Raw genomic sequence first — 15942 nt, forward strand, 5'->3', positions numbered from 1 at the left:
GCCCATGAGCGGAGTGTCAGTGTCCAAGGGTCCCGAGGACGCCCCGCGCGACGCGGACGACCTGGTCGTCCTGTCCGAGGTCAACAAGCACTTCGGCGCGTTGCACGTCCTCCAGGACATCGACCTGACGATCACCCGCGGCGAAGTCGTGGTCGTCATCGGGCCTTCCGGGTCCGGCAAGTCGACGCTGTGCCGAACGATCAACCGGCTGGAGAGCATCGACTCCGGCACCATCACCATCGACGGCAAGCCGCTGCCCGCAGAGGGCAAGGAACTCGCCCGACTGCGTTCCGATGTCGGCATGGTCTTCCAGTCGTTCAACCTCTTCGCGCACAAGACGGTGCTCGAGAACGTGATGCTGGGCCAGATCAAGGTCCGGAAGACGGAGAAGAAGGCCGCCGAGGCCAAGGCCCGCACCCTGCTCGACCGGGTCGGGGTGGGCACCCAGGCGGACAAGTACCCCGCGCAGCTCTCCGGTGGCCAGCAGCAGCGCGTGGCGATCGCCCGCGCGCTCGCCATGGGCCCGAAGGTCATGCTGTTCGACGAGCCGACCTCCGCGCTGGACCCCGAGATGATCAACGAGGTCCTTGAGGTCATGCAGCAACTGGCCCGCGAGGGAATGACGATGGTCGTCGTCACCCACGAGATGGGCTTCGCCCGCTCCGCGGCCAACCGCGTCGTCTTCATGGCCGACGGACGCATCGTCGAGCAGGCGTCGCCCGAGGAGTTCTTCAGCAACCCGCGCAGCGACCGGGCCAAGGACTTCCTCTCCAAGATCCTTCACCACTGAGCGAGTTCGGACCTATTCTTCCCAACTCACGCCTACTCAAGGGACCTTCCACCATGAAGCTTCGCAGCACCTCCGCCGCCGCCGCGGCCGCCGTCGTCCTCGCGCTGACCGCCACCGCCTGTGGGACCGGATCCGACTCCGGCAGCAACGGCGACAAGATCAACGTCGGCATCAAGTTCGACCAGCCGGGCCTCGGCCTGAAGACCCCGGACGGCAAGTACGCCGGCTTCGACGTCGACGTGGCCCGCTACGTCGCGAAGGAGCTCGGCTTCGCCGAGGACAAGATCAACTTCAAGCAGGCGCCCAGCGCCGAGCGCGAGAACCTGATCAAGAACGGTGACGTCAAGTTCGTCGTCGCCAGCTACTCGATCAACGACAAGCGCAAGAAGGAGGTCGACTTCGCCGGTCCGTACTTCCTGGCCCACCAGGACCTGCTCGTGCGCGCCGACGACAGCTCGATCACCAAGGTCGAGGACCTCAACGCCAAGAAGCTCTGCTCGGTCACCGGCTCGACCTCCGCGCAGAACGTCAAGGACAAGCTCGCCCCGAAGGCCGACCTCCAGCAGCTCGGTGGCTACTCCGAGTGCCTGACCGGCCTGGAGAACAAGGCCGTTGACGCCCTCACCACCGACGACTCCATCCTCGCGGGCTACGCCTCGCAGAAGGAGCACGCGGGCAAGTTCAAGCTCGCCGGCCTCCGGATGAGCGACGAGAAGTACGGCATCGGCGTCAAGAAGGGCGACGACGAGCTGCGCGGCAAGATCAACAAGGCGCTCGAGAAGATGGTCACCGACGGCACCTGGGAGAAGCTCGTCAAGGAGCACTTCGGCCCGTCCGGCTACAAGTACGAGCCCGCGCCCAAGGTCGAGAACTGACCTGACCCGCTCCGGCCGTGACGGCCGCCCCCACACGGGGCGGCCGTCACACCGGCACCGGCCGCTGCACACGCACCGGCCTTCACACCGACCGACCACCAGGGGAGAGCGCGGGCATCGTGTTCGACTTTCTTGATTCCGGGCAGTACGACCTGCTCGGCGCCTTCTGGGTGACGGCGAAGCTCGCCCTCTACTCGGCGATCGGCTCGCTGATCTGGGGCACCGCCCTGGTCGGCATGCGGGTCAGCCCGGTCCCCATGATGCGGGCGTTCGGCACCGCATACGTCAACCTCGTGCGCAACACCCCGCTGACCGTGGTCCTCGTGGCGTGCTCGTTCGTCCTCAACCAGACGCTCCGCATCACGCTCGGCGGCGGACGCTCCGAGGAGATCGGCTTCCGCCTCGCGGTCCTCGGGCTCGTCCTGTACACGGGCACCTTCGTCTGCGAGGCGCTGCGCTCGGGCATCAACACCGTCCCGCCGGGCCAGGCCGAGGCCGCCCGCGCCCTGGGCCTGAGCTTCACCCAGGTCCTCACCCTGGTGGTGTTCCCGCAGGCCTTCCGCGCGGTGGTGACCCCGCTCGCGAACGTCCTCATCGCCCTCACCAAGAACACCACGGTGGCCTCGGCCATCAGTGCCGCCGAGGCGGCCCTCCTGATGAAGGAGATGGTCGAGAACGAGGCCGACGCGCTCTTCGCCGTCTTCGCCGTCTTCGCGTTCGGCTTCATCCTCCTCACCCTCCCCACCGGCCTGTTCCTGGGCTGGGCGGCCAAGCGTCTGGCGGTGAAGCGATGAGTTCCGTCCTGTACGACACTCCCGGGCCCCGCGCCAAGCGGCGGAACGTCATCTACACGGTCGTCTTCCTGGCCGTCCTCGGCCTGGTGGCCTGGTGGGTCCTGTCCGCCATGGCCGAGAAGAACCAGCTGGCCGCCGACAAGTGGACGCCGTTCGTCACCGACTCCCGGGTCTGGACGACGTACCTGCTGCCCGGCCTGATGGAGACGCTCAAGGCCGCCGCGCTCTCGATCCTGATCGCGCTGCCGCTCGGCGCCCTCCTCGGCATCGGCCGGCTCTCCGACCACCGCTGGGTACGGGTGCCCGCCGGCACGGTCGTGGAGTTCTTCCGCGCCATCCCGGTCCTGCTCCTGATGATGTTCGCGGCCGCCCTGTACCGCGAGTTCACGACCATCAGCTCCGACTTCCGCCCGCTGTACGCGGTCGTCACCGGCCTGGTGCTCTACAACGCCTCGGTGATCGCCGAGGTCGTCCGGGCCGGCGTGCTCTCGCTGCCCCGGGGCCAGGGCGACGCCGCCGAGGCGCTCGGCATGCGCAAGAGCCAGACCATGCTGTACGTCCTGCTGCCGCAGGCCGTCACCGTCATGCTCCCCGCGCTCGTCAGCCAGCTCGTCGTCATCGTCAAGGACACCGCGCTCGGCGGCGCGATGCTCGGCTTCGCCGAGCTGCTCAGTCAGAACCGGCAGATCACGGCCAACTACGGCGCCAACACGATCGCCACCTTCACGGTCATCGCGCTGATCTACATCGTCATCAACGCGCTCCTCACCCACCTCGCCGGCCGCCTGGAGAGGCGCATGCGGCGGGGCAAGAAGTCCACCTCGGTGACGATCCCGGCCCAGGGCGCGGTCACCGACGTGGAGACGATGACGGTCAGAGGCTCCTGACCCGAACAGCATCCGCAGGACAACAGGGGGGGCCGGAGCGGTACTGACTTCAGGTCAGCCGCACCGCGCCCACCCCGTCGCTTGACGCAAGCACCCTCAGTGGGTTGCATACGGTCTGTGATCAACCACCGGGCTCGTGCCACACTCAGCTGTGCTGCCCTCATGACCGTCCGGCCTTCAGGAGCCGCGCCGTGGACCCGGTGATCATCGTGGGCGCTGGGCCGGTAGGCCTCGCGCTCTCCCTCGCGCTCGCCGCGCAGGGCGTGCCCAGCGTCGTCCTCGACGAGGGCGCGGGCAAGGAGGAGCCGCGCCCCGCGCGGACCGCCGTCCTGCGCGCCGACATGGCCGCGATGGTCGAGCGCCTCGGCTGCACCACCCTCCGCGACGAGGGCGTGCGCTGGGTCGGCCTGCGCAGCGTGCGCCGCCGCCAGGTGATGCGCCACACCGCGCTCGACCTGGGACTCAGCGGTACGGAGGAGTGGTCGGAGGACCCCGACGCCCCGTCCGCTCCGGCCGCCCCGCTGCACATCCCGCAGCACGCCCTGGCGCGCGGGCTTCGCGACGCGATCGCCCACCAGAAGCTCATCCGCCTCGTCACCGAGTCCCGGCTCGACACGATCGAGCAGGACAAGGACGGGGTCGTCGCCCACACCCGGGGCCCGGAGGGCACGTGGTGGCGCGGCAGCCACCTCGTCGGCTGCGACGGCGCCCGGTCCACCGTGCGCAAGCTGCTCGGCATCCGCTTCCCCGGCCGCACGGCCGTGGAGCGGCACGCGGTCGCCGCCCTGCGCACCGAACTCCCCTGGCCCGGCGAGGCCATGCTGCACCGTCAGCCCCCGTGGCGGGGCGTCGGCGAGGAGATCACCGCCCGCCCGCTGCCCGACGGCGTGTGGCGGATCGACTGGCTGCTCCCGCCGCGCGGCGAGCTGGTCACCCCGGACGCGCTGGTCACCCGTATCCGCGAGACCCTGGCCGGGTGGTGCGACGGGGTGACGCCCCCGTACGAGCTGATCGACACCGGCGTCCACACCCTGCACCACCGGCTCGCCCGGCGCTGGCGGATCGACCGGGTGCTGCTCGCCGGGGACGCGGCCCATCTGCTGGGCGCGGTCGGCACCCAGGGCCTCGACGAGGGGCTCAGGGACGTGGACAACCTCGCCTGGAAGCTCGCCCACACCTGGCACCACGGCGCCTCGGAGCGGCTGCTCGACAGCTACCAGAGCGAGCGGCGGACGGCCATCGCCTCCCGGCTGCGCGCGGCGGACCAGTCGCTGCCGGTGCTGCGCGGCGGCGGCGGCCTGCGGACGTACTTCCTCGGGGCCGCGCGCGGCCACGACGCCCTGCTGACCGACGGCCATGTGGGGCGCGGCCCGCTCGGCGCGCCCCCCGCGTACCCGCACTCCCCCCTCGCGCCTCCGAGCGCCGAGGGGCAGACGCCGGTGGGCACCCCGACGGGCGCCCCGGTCGAGGACGTCCGCGTGACCGCCCCGGACGGCACGACCGTAAGGCTCCGGGACCGGCTCGGGCAGGGCCGGCTCCTGGTCCTCCTCGTCGCCCCCGGGACAGGCGTGTGGGACCGCCGCCACTGGCGGACCGCCGGCGTGATGCCCCGGCTCGAAGAGGCCGTCCGCGCCCTCCCGGCGAAGGCCGAGGTCCTGGTGACCGAGGCGTATCCCGGGGCTCCGGCCCACGCCGTCCTGCTCGTCCGCCCCGACGGACACCTCGTCGCGTCTTTCTCCGGGGTCCGCCCCGAGGAGCTGTACGCGGCGGCCGACGCGGCCCGCGGCGGGTCCGCGACCGCCGACGTGCCGTCCGAAGCGGCGGCCGACGCACCCGCCGACGACACCGCGGACGAGCCCGCGGAAGTGTCCGCGGCGAGCGACCACACGGTGGACATGCATTGATTCCGCGCGGGCGCGCATGGTGTACTCCGGAGCGTGACCGACACCGATGTGCGCCTGTGGCGGAGGGTCCATCTGGACCTCGTCCGCTACGCGGGCTGCATGTGTCGCCCGTCCTGCTGACTTCGCCCCCTTCTCCGCGCGCGCCCCGCCACTGACGTCCGTCCGTGTGCCCGGTGCCGTCGCGCGCTCCTCGCGAACCTCAGGACGGTCATCCGTGCCCCAGCGTGTCCCCACACCCTCCCCCGTCGTCTCCGAGCCGCCCTCCGCCGCCCCGACGGCGGCCGAGCTCCTCGACTTCGTCCGCCGGACCGCCGCCGACCGGGAACTGGTCGACTCCCTCCCCCTCGACCCCGAGGGGCGTACGTGGGTACGGCTCGACGGCCCGGGCGGCAGCGAGGCCTGGCTCATCGGCTGGCCGCCCGGCACGGGAACCGGCTGGCACGACCACGCCGAGTCGCTGGGCGCCTTCGCGACCGCGCGCGGGGCGCTGACCGAGAACGCGCTCGCGGTCCGGCTCCCGGCGAGCGGCTGGAAGACCCTGGAGCTGGCCGACGGCCTCGACCGCTCCCGCCGGCTGTCGGAGGGCGACGGCCGCGCCTTCGGCCGCCATCACGTCCACGAGGTCCTGAACGAGTCCCCCGACGCCCACGCGGTGTCGGTGCACGCGTACTACCCGCCGCTCCCACTGATCCGGCGGTTCAGCCGGGCGGGCGCGGTACTCCGCCTTGAGCAGGTCGAGCGCCCGGAGGACTGGCAATGAGCGAGGAACGAGTCGGCATCGAGCACACGGCCGCGGAACGAGTGGCTGAGGAACGAGCGGGCATCGAGCACACGGCTACGGAACAAGCAGGCATCGAGCGCGTGGGCATCGACGAGCTGCTCGAACGGATCCGGGCGGGCATCGACCGAATCGCCCCCCGAGCCGCCCACGAGGCGTACGAGGCGGGTGACGCACTCCTGGTGGACACGCGCTACGCGGCCCTGCGGCAGCGGGACGGGCTGATCCCGGGTGCGCTGGTCGTGGAGCGCAACGAGCTGGAATGGCGGCTCGACCCGCTGGGCAGCCACCGCGCGCAGGAGGCGGACAGCCACGACCTGCGGGTGGTCGTCCTCTGCAACGAGGGCTACGCCTCCTCCCTCGCGGTCGAGTCCCTCCGCCGGCTGGGCCTGCACCGCGCGACGGACCTCATCGGCGGCTTCCAGGCCTGGAAGGCGGCGGGCCTCCCCGTCCTGCTCCCGGCGACCGCCGGCTGACGGAACCCGGAACGGGACGGACGAGCCCTTCTCTCCCCCCGGTCAGAAGGACTCGTCCAGCCCGTCCGTGTCCTCGCCCTCGGCCTCCAGCGCCTGGCGGACTACGCGGAGGGCCATGCCCTCGGGATACCCCTTGCGGGCGAGCATCCCGGCGAGGCGGCGCAGGCGCCGGTCTCTTTCGAGACCGCGGGTGGCGCGCAGCTTGCGGTCGACGAGCTCGCGCGCCGTGGCCTCCTCCTGCTCGGAGTCGAGCTGCTCCACCGCTTCCTGGATGAGAGTCGGCTCGACGCCCTTGGTCCGCAGCTCGCGGGCGAGGGCACGACGGGCGAGGCCCCGGCCGTGGTGGCGGGACTCCACCCAGGCCCCCGCAAAGGCGGCGTCGTCGATGAGCCCGACGTCCTCGAAGCGGGAGAGGACCTCTTCCGCCACGTCGTCGGGGATCTCCCGCTTGCGCAGGGCGTCGGCCAGCTGCTTGCGCGTGCGGGGGGTCCCGGTGAGCAGGCGCAGGCAGATCGCCCGCGCCCGCTCAGCCGGATCCTGGGGTGACGGCTCCTTCTCGGCCCTCGACGAGTCGGGGCCGTCACCCGGCCATTCGGTGCGACCGGTCACCGGTTCAGCTCTTGGCCGCGGTGGCCTTGGTCGCCTTCGCGGTCTTGGTCGCGGGTGCGGGGACGGTCTTGGCGGCGTCGTCCGCGCCGGCCGCGTCGGCGCTGCTCGCCGCGTCCGCACCGGGCTCGGCCGTCGGAGCCTGGGGCTTGACGCCGACGCCCAGCTTCTCCTTGATCTTCTTCTCGATCTCGTCGGCGAGGTCGGGGTTGTCCTTCAGGAAGTTGCGGGCGTTCTCCTTGCCCTGGCCGAGCTGGTCACCCTCGTACGTGTACCAGGCACCCGCCTTGCGCACGAAGCCGTGCTCCACGCCCATGTCGATCAGGCCGCCCTCACGGCTGATGCCCTGGCCGTAGAGGATGTCGAACTCGGCCTGCTTGAAGGGGGGCGCGACCTTGTTCTTGACGACCTTGACGCGGGTGCGGTTGCCGACCGCGTCCGTGCCGTCCTTGAGGGTCTCGATGCGACGGATGTCGAGGCGCACCGAGGCGTAGAACTTCAGGGCGCGGCCACCGGTCGTGGTCTCCGGCGAGCCGAACATCACGCCGATCTTCTCGCGGAGCTGGTTGATGAAGATCGCGGTGGTCTTGGACTGGTTGAGCGCACTGGTGATCTTCCGGAGCGCCTGGCTCATCAGTCGGGCCTGGAGGCCGACGTGCGAGTCGCCCATCTCGCCCTCGATCTCCGCACGCGGGACGAGCGCGGCGACGGAGTCGATGACGATCAGGTCGAGCGCGCCGGAGCGGACCAGCATGTCGACGATCTCGAGGGCCTGCTCACCGTTGTCCGGCTGGGACAGGATGAGGTTGTCGATGTCGACGCCCAGCTTCTTGGCGTACTCGGGGTCGAGGGCGTGCTCGGCGTCCACGAAGGCGACCTGGCCGCCGGCCTTCTGCGCGTTGGCCACGGCGTGCAGGGTGAGGGTCGTCTTACCGGAGGACTCCGGTCCGTAGACCTCCACGACACGGCCCCGAGGAAGGCCGCCGACGCCGAGCGCGATGTCGAGCGCGGTCGACCCGGTGGAGATCACCTCGATCGGCTCCTGGACGCGGTCACCCATGCGCATCACGGCGCCCTTGCCGAATTGGCGTTCAATCTGTGCGAGTGCGGCGTCGAGCGCCTTCTCGCGGTCGGTTCCTGCCATGGGTTCCACCCGGTTTGCTTGAGTCGATCGCTTCATGTGAAAGACGCTAACCCCTGCCACTGACAATGGGCCCCGACGTCCCCTCCGACCTGTGGACAACTCGCCGACAAGCCCGCGATTCCCAGGGCCGGACCTCCATCAGAATGGATGTTCGATTTTACTGTCAAGCGCACCACGCGCCCCGACACGCCCCTTCTGCGACTCCGTCCCGCGCCCTCGAAGCTTGATCACCCCGCGTCCGTCCCTCCGGACTCTTCGAGCCGGTACAGCTCGGGCACGGAGATCTTGATCGGCTCCTGGGTGGTGCGGGCGATCACGACGACCGCGGGTTCGTTCGGGTCGGGGTTCTCTTCGCGGTGCGGGACGAACGGGGGGACGAGGAAGAAGTCGCCCGGGTCGGCGGCGAGCCGTACCTCCTGCGTGCCGTCGTGGTAGACGAAGACGGGGTGGCCGCTCACCACGTAGATCCCCGCCTCCGAGTCGCCGTGGTGGTGGTTGTCCGTCGAGCTCAGCGGCGGGTTCTCCACGAGGCCCATCCAGAGCCTCTTCGAGCCGACCGTGCCTCCGCTGATGGCGGCGTAGCCGTCCAGTTCGCCGGAGCCGACGTGGTGGACGCGGTTGTTGACCGGCGCGCGATCGCCGGAGCCCGGTGCGGACGCGGAGCTGTCGTGGATAGCCATGGTTCAGCCTCTCGGTTCGGTTGCCTGACCCGAACCAGGCTGCAACTCCCCTATCGGGAAGGGCAATTGCTCTTGCCGTTCCGGCAAACCGCCTGCCCACGGAGACCGCCGGCGCCGCGCGCTCTAGCCTGGTGCGATGACGTACGAGGGGGACTTCCGGGTCGGAGACGTGCTGTCCGTCGCCTGCCCGTTCACGCCGGCCACCGTCGAACGAGGTGTGGCGTGGGGCCACGTCTCGGTGCGGTGGCCGTGGCGGCGCATCGATGCCGACAGCGACTTCTTCCGCTGGAACGGGGTCGTCGCCCTCGGTGTGGACGGTGACGGGGATGCCCCGTCGGAGGTCGGGATGGAGCTGTTCCGGACCGACCCGCCGCCCGGGCGCCTGAAGGCGGGAGACGCCTGCCGGGTCGGAGTTCCGCCGACCGTGGTCCACGTGACCGCCGTCGAGCACCACGCGCCTCCGCTGGAGACGGGCTGGCTGCCGCGCCCCGAACTGGCCGTGACCGTACTGCCCCGCGGTCTGTCCTACCGGGAGTTCCCGGACGGCAGCCACCTCAACGGCGAGGGGTACGCCCTGTACCCGGGCGACGGGATCCCGTTCGCCTTCGAGCTGCTGATGCGGCCGTACCCGTTCCTGCGGCCGGGCGACGAAGTCGCCGACGCCGCCGGGCGGGCGTGGCTCTTCGGCGGCCCGTGGGACTGGTCCGCCTTCGATGGGGAAGGGCCCGGCGCGGGCCCCGAATGGCCGCTCGTCCTCCTGACCCGATCGGGAGAGCCCTGCTCCGCCGCGGACGCGGAGGCGGCGGCCGAGGGCACGGCGACCGGTTCCCATCAGGAGACCGTCCGGCGCTGGATGTCCCTCACCGAGGCGTCGCCCACACCCTGACCCGCCCCTCCCGCCGCCTAGGATCGGCCCACTGACCGGTACGGAGAGGACACGGGCGATGGCGGGCGACGAGCGGGAGCTGGCCGAGGCCCAGCGGGCGCACTGGCAGAGCACGTACTCCGCCCATCCCGGCATGTACGGCGAGGAGCCGTCCGCGCCGGCGGTCCACGCGGCCTCCGTCTTCCGCTCCGCCGGAGCCCGGGATCTGCTCGAACTCGGCGCCGGTCACGGCCGTGACGCCCTGTACTTCGCCGACGAGGGCTTCACCGTCCGCGCCACCGACTTCTCCGCCACCGGCCTGGAGCAGCTGCGCCGCGCCGCGCTCGCCCGGGGCACGGCGGAGCGGGTCACCACGGACGTCCACGACGTCCGCGACCCCTTGCCGCTGCCGGACGCCTCGGTCGACGCCGTCTTCGCGCACATGCTGCTGTGCATGGCCCTGTCCACCGAGGAGATCCGGGCCCTCGTCGCCGAGGTCGCCCGGGTCCTGCGGCCGGGCGGCACCTTCGTCTACACCGTCCGCCACACCGGCGACGCCCACTACGGCGCCGGAATCGCCCACGGCGACGACATCCACGAGCACGGCGGCTTCGCCGTGCACTTCTTCCCCCGCGAGCTGGTCGACGCCCTCGCCGAGGGCTGGACGCTGGACGAGGTCCACGCCTTCGAGGAGGGCGACCTGCCCCGCCGTCTGTGGCGCGTCACCCAGACCCTGCCCCGCTGAGCGCCGGCCCGTCGCCCGCACCGCGCGGCGCCTGGGTCACCGGCGACAGCTCCGGGCGCTTGGGCCGGCGGCCGTCGCCCGACGAGCGGCCGCGGACGCGGCGCCCCAGCCAGGGTCCGAGGAAGGCCCCGGCCCAGCGCAGTTCGGCACCCGCCGCACGCAGCCCGGTGCGCGCGGGGAGCGGCGGCGGGGGCAGCGGGCGGGTCCAGGCGTCGTCGCTGCCGGGCAGGTCGAGGGCCTGGGCGACCGCGGCGGCGATCCGCGCGTGGCCGAGCGGACCGGCGTGCAGCCGGTCGGCGCTCCACAGCCGGGGGTCGGTGACGACCGGGTGATGAGAGGTCTCGACGACGGTGACGCCGTGCCGGCGCGCGGCCTCCCGGATGCGCTCGTTGACGTCCCGCACCCGGGATCCGAGCGGGCGGGCCACCGGGATCAGCCGGCCGACGTCGGGGAACGTGAGGGTCACGACCCGGGCGCCCTGCCCGGTGAGCTCGGCGAACATCGCCTCCAGGTGCCCGGCCGTCACGTCCGCGTCGAAGCGGGGCCGCAGCAGGTCGTTGACCCCGGCGACGACCGAGGCGAGGTCCGGCCGCAGCGCGAGCGCCGGGGCCAGCTGCTCGGCCCGCACCTGGCCGGCGAGGCGGCCGCGGACGGCGAGGTTGGCGTACCGCGCCTGCGGCTGGTCGCGGGCGATCAGCTCGGCGAGCCGGTCCGCCCAGCCGCGCAGGCCGACGGTGTCGTCACCGTCGCCGACCCCTTCGGTCTGACTGTCGCCCAGGGCGACGTACCGCAGAAACGTACCGTCCGACATGAGCCCTCCGCTTTCCCCCACACCCACCGTACTAACTTTTTTGACTATACAACTCAGCCTCTACCCTGAGATGGCTGGAGACCGTCGGGAGGGGCCGTACACGGGCCCCGCGACCACCCGCCGCCTATCCTTCGACCCATGCCCCTCCCCCTCCGCGACCGCCCCGGAGGCCGCCTGCCGCCGCGGACCGCCGACGCCCTCGTCGCCTGCGTCGTCCTGGTCGTCGTGGCGCTCTGGACACTCCTCTCCGGGCGGTACGCGAGCGAACCGGCGCTCCGCACGGTGCTCGGCTGGGCGCTCGTCCTGATCGGCTGCGGGGCCCTCTACTTCCGGCGCAGGCAACCGGTCGCCGTAGCCGTCGTCACGCTGCTCGCCTGCGCCGTCTACTACCCGCTGTCCGCCCAGGACGGCCCGCTCATGATCGCCTTCGCGCTAGCGCTCTACACCACCGCCGCCGAGGGCCGGTTCGCCGCCGCCGTCGCGCTCGCCGCCGTCACCCTGCTCGCCGTCGGTCTCGGCGAGATCCGGCAGCAGCCAGGGCACCGGCAGATCGACGACACCTCGCTCGCCATGCTGGCCGGCTGGCTCATCAGCCTCGTCGCCGTGGGCCGCGCCCAGCGCACCCGGCTCGCGTATCTCCACGAGGTCGAACAGCGCGCGCTCGCCGCCGAGCGGGAGCAGGAGGCCAGGGCCCGGCAGAGCGCCACCGAGGAGCGGCTGCGGATCGCCCGGGAACTGCACGACATCCTCGGCCACAGCGTCTCCCTGATCAACGTCCAGTCCGGCGCCGCGCTGCACCGGCTGAGCAAGAACCCGGCCCCCGAGGCCGGGCTCGCGACCGCCGCCGAGGCCCTGGAGGCGGTGAAGTCCACCAGCAAGGACGCGCTGCGCGAGCTGCGGGCCACGCTCGGCGTGCTGCGCCGGGCCGACGAGGCCACGCCGACCTCCCCGGCCTCCGGCCTCGCTCTCCTCGGCGACCTCGCGGAGCGGGCCCGGAGCGCGGGACTCGACGTCCGTACGAGCGTCACGGGCACGCCCGTACCGCTGTCGCCGCCCGTCGATCTCGCCGCGTACCGGATCGTGCAGGAGTCGCTGACGAACGTCACCCGGCACGCGGGCGCCCATACCGTAAGGATCACCCTCGACTGGGACGCGGACGCAGACACGAACGCCGACACGGACGCGAACCCCGACACGAGCGCCGGCACGGACGAGGACGCCGATACGAGCGCCGGCAGCGGCACGCGTACGCGCGCGGGCACGCGCGTGCTGCGCCTGCGGATCGCGGACGACGGCGGGGGCGCGCCCGAGGGTGGGTCCCCGGGCAGCGGCATCCGGGGCATGGCGGAACGGGCCCGCGCGCTCGGCGGCGAGCTCACCGCAGGGAACGCCGGCGGCGGCTTCCTCGTCGACGCCAGACTCCCGCTCACCGCACCACCGCCGGCCGACACCGCACCCCCCACAGCACCGGCATCAGCCCCCTCGCCCGAAGGAAACCCCCGATGATCCGTGTCGTGCTCGCCGACGACCAGACCCTTGTCCGGGCCGGTTTCCGGTCGATCCTGTCCGACGAGGACGACATCGAGGTCGTCGGCGAGGCCGGGGACGGCGAGCAGGCCATCGCCCTCGCCCGTGAACTCCGCCCGGACGTCGTCCTGATGGACATCCGCATGCCGGTGCTCGACGGCCTGGAGGCCACCCGGCGCATCACCTCCGACGAGCGGCTCGAAGGCGTCCGGGTGGTCGTCCTGACCACCTTCGACGCCGACGACCATGTGTACGGGGCGCTGCGCGGGGGCGCGTCGGGCTTCCTGGTCAAGGACACCGAGCCGATGGAACTCCTGCACGCCGTACGGGTGGTGGCGCGCGGCGACGCCCTGATCGCCCCCGCCGTGACCCGCCGTCTCATCGCCGAGTTCGCCGACCGCGCGGGCGGCGCCGGACGGCACCCGGACCCGAGCCCCCGTCTGAACGCCCTGACCGAGCGCGAGCGCGAGGTGCTCGGCCTGGTGGGCGCGGGCCTCTCCAACGACGAGATCGCCGGCCGGCTCGTCCTCTCCCCCGCCACCGCCAAGACCCACGTCAGCCGGATCATGACCAAGCTGGCCGTACGCGACCGGGCGCAGCTGGTCATCCTGGCGTACGAGTCGGGGATGATCACCCCCGGCTGGCTGGCCTGACCCTCAGCGCCGCCTGGGCTCGACCGGCCACTGATCCCCTAGGGGCCGGGGCCCGGAGTCGCAACTCCCGGGGTACGCGCGCGTGGGCCGGCGCAACCCAGGGGGTACGCCGGGTGTCCTCCCCGGGCCGACGCCAAGCCTTTGACCGTACGCCGACACTGACCGGGTGAATCAGGACGTACTCGATCTCGCGCGGCTGCAGTTCGCCCTCACCGCCGGCGGCCACTTCCTCTTCGTCGCCCTCACCCTGGGGCTCGTCACCATCGTGGCCGCGCTCCAGACCCGGGCCACGATCAGCGGCAAGCCGCAGGACGCCCGGATGGTGCGCTTCTGGGGCCAGCTGTACGTGATCAACTACGCGGTCGGGATCGTCACCGGTCTGGTGATGGAGTTCCAGTTCGGCATGGCCTGGAGCGGGCTCACCCACGAGGCGGGCAACATCCTCGGCGCCTCGCTCGCGGTGGAGACCATCGTGGCCTTCTTCGTCGAGTCGACCTTCCTCGGCCTGTGGATCTTCGGCTGGCACCGGCTCAACCGCTGGGCCCATCTGGCGGCCATCTGGATCGTCGCCCTCACCGCCTACGTGTCGGCGTACTGGATCCTCGTCTCCAACGGCTTCCTGAACCACCCCGTGGGGTACTCCTCCGAGAACGGCGAGCTCGTCCTGGACGACCCGGTCGCGGTCCTGACGAACCCGTCGGCGCTCCTCGCGTTCGGGCACGTCCTCGCCGGGGCCCTGCTCACCGCCGGGTTCTTCATGGCCGGGGTGAGCGCGTACCACCTCTTCCGGCGCAGCCCCGAGTGGGATTTCTTCGGGCGCAGTCTGCGGATCGGGGTGTTCGTGTCCGCGCCCGCGCTGATGGCGGCAGCGGTGTTCGGCGGGATCCAGTTCGCCACCCTCACCACCTTCCAGCCGATGAAGTCGGCCGTCTTCAGCGGAAAGGCGGCGGAGATCGCGCGGCTCCAGGCGGAGCTGTCGGCCGAGTTCGGGCCCGGCGACTACGTGCCCTCGGAGGCGTGGACCCGGGGCGGCGGTCTGGTGATGCTGATCGGCTTCGCCCTGATGATGTACCTGTGCTTCGCCGGGGTGATCCTGGCCTGCTTCAAGACGGTCGTCTTCCGCTTCCGGTTCTGGCACCTCGTCCTGATGGCCGCTGTGCCGCTGCCGTACCTCGCGATGATCGGCGGCTGGGTCTTCAGGGAGTCCGGCCGACAGCCCTGGGTCGTCTACGGGCTGCTCAAGACGGAGGACGCCGTCTCGGATCTCTCCCCCGGCACCATGCGGCTCTCCCTCACCGTCTTCACCACGGTCTTCGCTCTGCTCGCCCTCCTCAACGCCTGGCTCCTCGCCCGGCACGCCCGCCGCGGCCCGGTGGAGTCCGGACTCGGCCACGACGAACGACCGGGACGCGACGACCAGAAACCGGACGGCTCAGGCCGAGGGGACGGCTCAGGCGAAGGGCACGGTCCAAAACCGAACGGATCCGACCAGGGGGACGGCCCGCCCCCGTCCGACCCCGCGGACGCGCTGCCCGCGCCCCGCTACTGAGCTGGGGGCCACGCCCCCCACCCGTTCGGCCCCGCCCCCGTCAACCCCCGCCAACCCGGAGGAGCCCCCATGGAGACCCTGGCCATCGCTCTGCTCGCCTTCTTCGCCGCGGGCTGGTTCGTACTCGCCGGAGCGGACATCGGCACCGGCATGCTCACCCCCTGGCTCGGCCGCGGGGACCGGGAACGGCGTCTCGTCCTCGCCTCCTTCGCGCCCTTCTTCCTCGGCAACGAGGTCTGGCTGGTCGCCACCGCGGGCGTGCTCGTCGGCTGCTTCCCCGCCCTCGAAGGGGAGCTCCTGAGCGGCCAGGCCCCCGTACTCGTCGCCCTCCTGACCGGCTGGATCGTCCGCGACACGGGACTCTGGTCGCGCGGCCGGGGCCCGGGGCCGCGCTGGCGCGCCGGCTGCGACGCCGCCGTGACGAGCGGCAGCTGGACGGTCGCCCTCTCCTGGGGCTGGCTGCTCGCGGCCCTGCTCACCGGACGGCCCGACGCGCCGGCGACCGGTGTGACGGCCGTGCTCACCGCGCTCGCGGTGGCCGCCCTGTTCGCCGCGCACGGGCTGGGATTCGCCACGCTCCGGCTGACGGGGCTCCCGTACGAGCGGGCCCGCAAGCTCGTCGGACGCGCGGGCCGCCCCTGGCAGTCCTTCGCCCTCACCGGCGTCCTCCTCGGCGGTCTGCCGCTCGGCGCGGGAACGACGCTGCCGCTCGCCGAGAAGGCGGCCTCCCCCGCCACGCTGGCCCTGCTCGTCCCCGCCCTCCTCGTCGTCACGCCGCTCCTCGTGGCGGTCCAGGCCTGGACCTGGCACGCCTTCCGGCACCGGGTCACCCGCCCCTCGTACCTCTGAGCCGGGGCA

18 protein-coding genes are annotated in these 15942 nt (G+C 72.1%); 14 read left to right on the top strand and 4 right to left on the bottom strand.

Annotation, left to right across the window (positions count from 1 at the left end):
* Window positions 1–4: 4 nt before the first annotated feature.
* From ASC82_RS17395 to ASC82_RS17425, 8 genes are all read left to right on the top strand, one after another.
* Window positions 5–790, top strand: a complete 786-nt coding sequence (locus ASC82_RS17395) for an amino acid ABC transporter ATP-binding protein (RefSeq protein WP_056648427.1) — start codon at window positions 5–7, stop codon at window positions 788–790.
* Window positions 791–843: 53 nt separating this feature from the next.
* On the top strand, window positions 844–1665 hold the full coding sequence (locus ASC82_RS17400) for a glutamate ABC transporter substrate-binding protein (RefSeq protein ID WP_056648428.1): 822 nt from the start codon (window positions 844–846) through the stop codon (window positions 1663–1665).
* Window positions 1666–1784: 119 nt separating this feature from the next.
* On the top strand, window positions 1785–2459 hold the full coding sequence (locus ASC82_RS17405) for an amino acid ABC transporter permease (RefSeq protein WP_056648430.1): 675 nt from the start codon (window positions 1785–1787) through the stop codon (window positions 2457–2459).
* Complete coding sequence (locus tag ASC82_RS17410; protein WP_056648432.1) at window positions 2456–3346, top strand: amino acid ABC transporter permease; 891 nt, start codon at window positions 2456–2458, stop codon at window positions 3344–3346. Before ASC82_RS17405 ends, ASC82_RS17410 begins: the two co-directional genes overlap by 4 nt.
* 191 nt (window positions 3347–3537) lie before the next feature.
* Window positions 3538–5250 (top strand): FAD-dependent monooxygenase, encoded by a 1713-nt coding sequence (locus ASC82_RS17415; protein WP_056648434.1) that lies wholly within the window; start codon window positions 3538–3540, stop codon window positions 5248–5250.
* 48 nt (window positions 5251–5298) lie between these two features.
* Window positions 5299–5370: a putative leader peptide gene (locus ASC82_RS31470; RefSeq protein ID WP_312846745.1), complete on the top strand. Its 72-nt coding sequence runs from the start codon at window positions 5299–5301 to the stop codon at window positions 5368–5370.
* A gap of 94 nt (window positions 5371–5464) precedes the next feature.
* Window positions 5465–6010: a cysteine dioxygenase gene (locus ASC82_RS17420; protein WP_056648435.1), complete on the top strand. Its 546-nt coding sequence runs from the start codon at window positions 5465–5467 to the stop codon at window positions 6008–6010.
* A complete protein-coding gene (locus tag ASC82_RS17425) occupies window positions 6007–6504 on the top strand; it encodes a rhodanese-like domain-containing protein (RefSeq protein WP_242427680.1) in 498 nt (165 codons plus the stop codon). The genes ASC82_RS17420 and ASC82_RS17425 overlap by 4 nt, the downstream gene beginning before the upstream one ends.
* Window positions 6505–6546: 42 nt before the next feature.
* Here the strand turns inward: ASC82_RS17425 and recX are convergent, their stop codons facing one another.
* From recX to ASC82_RS17440, 3 genes are all read right to left on the bottom strand, one after another.
* Entirely contained in the window at window positions 6547–7113 is a 567-nt protein-coding gene (recX, locus tag ASC82_RS17430; protein ID WP_056648438.1) for a recombination regulator RecX, read from the bottom strand.
* Window positions 7114–7117: 4 nt separating this feature from the next.
* Window positions 7118–8254, bottom strand: a complete 1137-nt coding sequence (gene recA, locus ASC82_RS17435) for a recombinase RecA (protein WP_056648440.1) — start codon at window positions 8252–8254, stop codon at window positions 7118–7120.
* Window positions 8255–8481: 227 nt separating this feature from the next.
* Window positions 8482–8934 carry a cupin domain-containing protein gene (locus ASC82_RS17440; RefSeq protein WP_056648441.1) on the bottom strand — a complete coding sequence of 151 codons (453 nt, stop codon included), beginning with the start codon at window positions 8932–8934 and terminating at the stop codon, window positions 8482–8484.
* A 136-nt stretch (window positions 8935–9070) separates the two neighbouring features.
* Here ASC82_RS17440 and ASC82_RS17445 point away from each other — a divergent pair, with 136 nt between their 5' ends.
* Together ASC82_RS17445 and ASC82_RS17450 are read left to right on the top strand one after the other, a co-directional pair.
* Window positions 9071–9820: a hypothetical protein gene (locus ASC82_RS17445; protein WP_056648444.1), complete on the top strand. Its 750-nt coding sequence runs from the start codon at window positions 9071–9073 to the stop codon at window positions 9818–9820.
* A gap of 58 nt (window positions 9821–9878) precedes the next feature.
* A complete protein-coding gene (locus ASC82_RS17450) occupies window positions 9879–10544 on the top strand; it encodes a class I SAM-dependent methyltransferase (protein WP_056648446.1) in 666 nt (221 codons plus the stop codon).
* Here the strand turns inward: ASC82_RS17450 and ASC82_RS17455 are convergent.
* A complete protein-coding gene (locus tag ASC82_RS17455; RefSeq protein ID WP_056648449.1) occupies window positions 10522–11355 on the bottom strand; it encodes an SGNH/GDSL hydrolase family protein in 834 nt (277 codons plus the stop codon). The two genes, ASC82_RS17450 and ASC82_RS17455, sit on opposite strands and share 23 nt — an antisense overlap.
* Before the next feature lie 138 nt (window positions 11356–11493).
* Here ASC82_RS17455 and ASC82_RS17460 point away from each other — a divergent pair, with 138 nt between their 5' ends.
* From ASC82_RS17460 to ASC82_RS17475, 4 genes are all read left to right on the top strand, one after another.
* Window positions 11494–12861, top strand: a complete 1368-nt coding sequence (locus ASC82_RS17460; RefSeq protein ID WP_056648451.1) for a sensor histidine kinase — start codon at window positions 11494–11496, stop codon at window positions 12859–12861.
* Window positions 12858–13535, top strand: coding sequence for a response regulator transcription factor (locus ASC82_RS17465; RefSeq protein ID WP_056648453.1), 678 nt, complete (start codon window positions 12858–12860; stop codon window positions 13533–13535). The genes ASC82_RS17460 and ASC82_RS17465 overlap by 4 nt, the downstream gene beginning before the upstream one ends.
* A gap of 166 nt (window positions 13536–13701) precedes the next feature.
* A complete protein-coding gene (locus tag ASC82_RS17470) occupies window positions 13702–15084 on the top strand; it encodes a cytochrome ubiquinol oxidase subunit I (RefSeq protein WP_079039314.1) in 1383 nt (460 codons plus the stop codon).
* Window positions 15085–15153: 69 nt separating this feature from the next.
* A complete protein-coding gene (locus ASC82_RS17475; RefSeq protein ID WP_056648455.1) occupies window positions 15154–15933 on the top strand; it encodes a cytochrome d ubiquinol oxidase subunit II in 780 nt (259 codons plus the stop codon).
* Window positions 15934–15942 lie beyond the last annotated feature (9 nt).

The organism is Streptomyces sp. Root431 (assembly GCF_001426585.1).
Taxonomy (GTDB): domain Bacteria; phylum Actinomycetota; class Actinomycetes; order Streptomycetales; family Streptomycetaceae; genus Streptomyces; species Streptomyces stackebrandtii.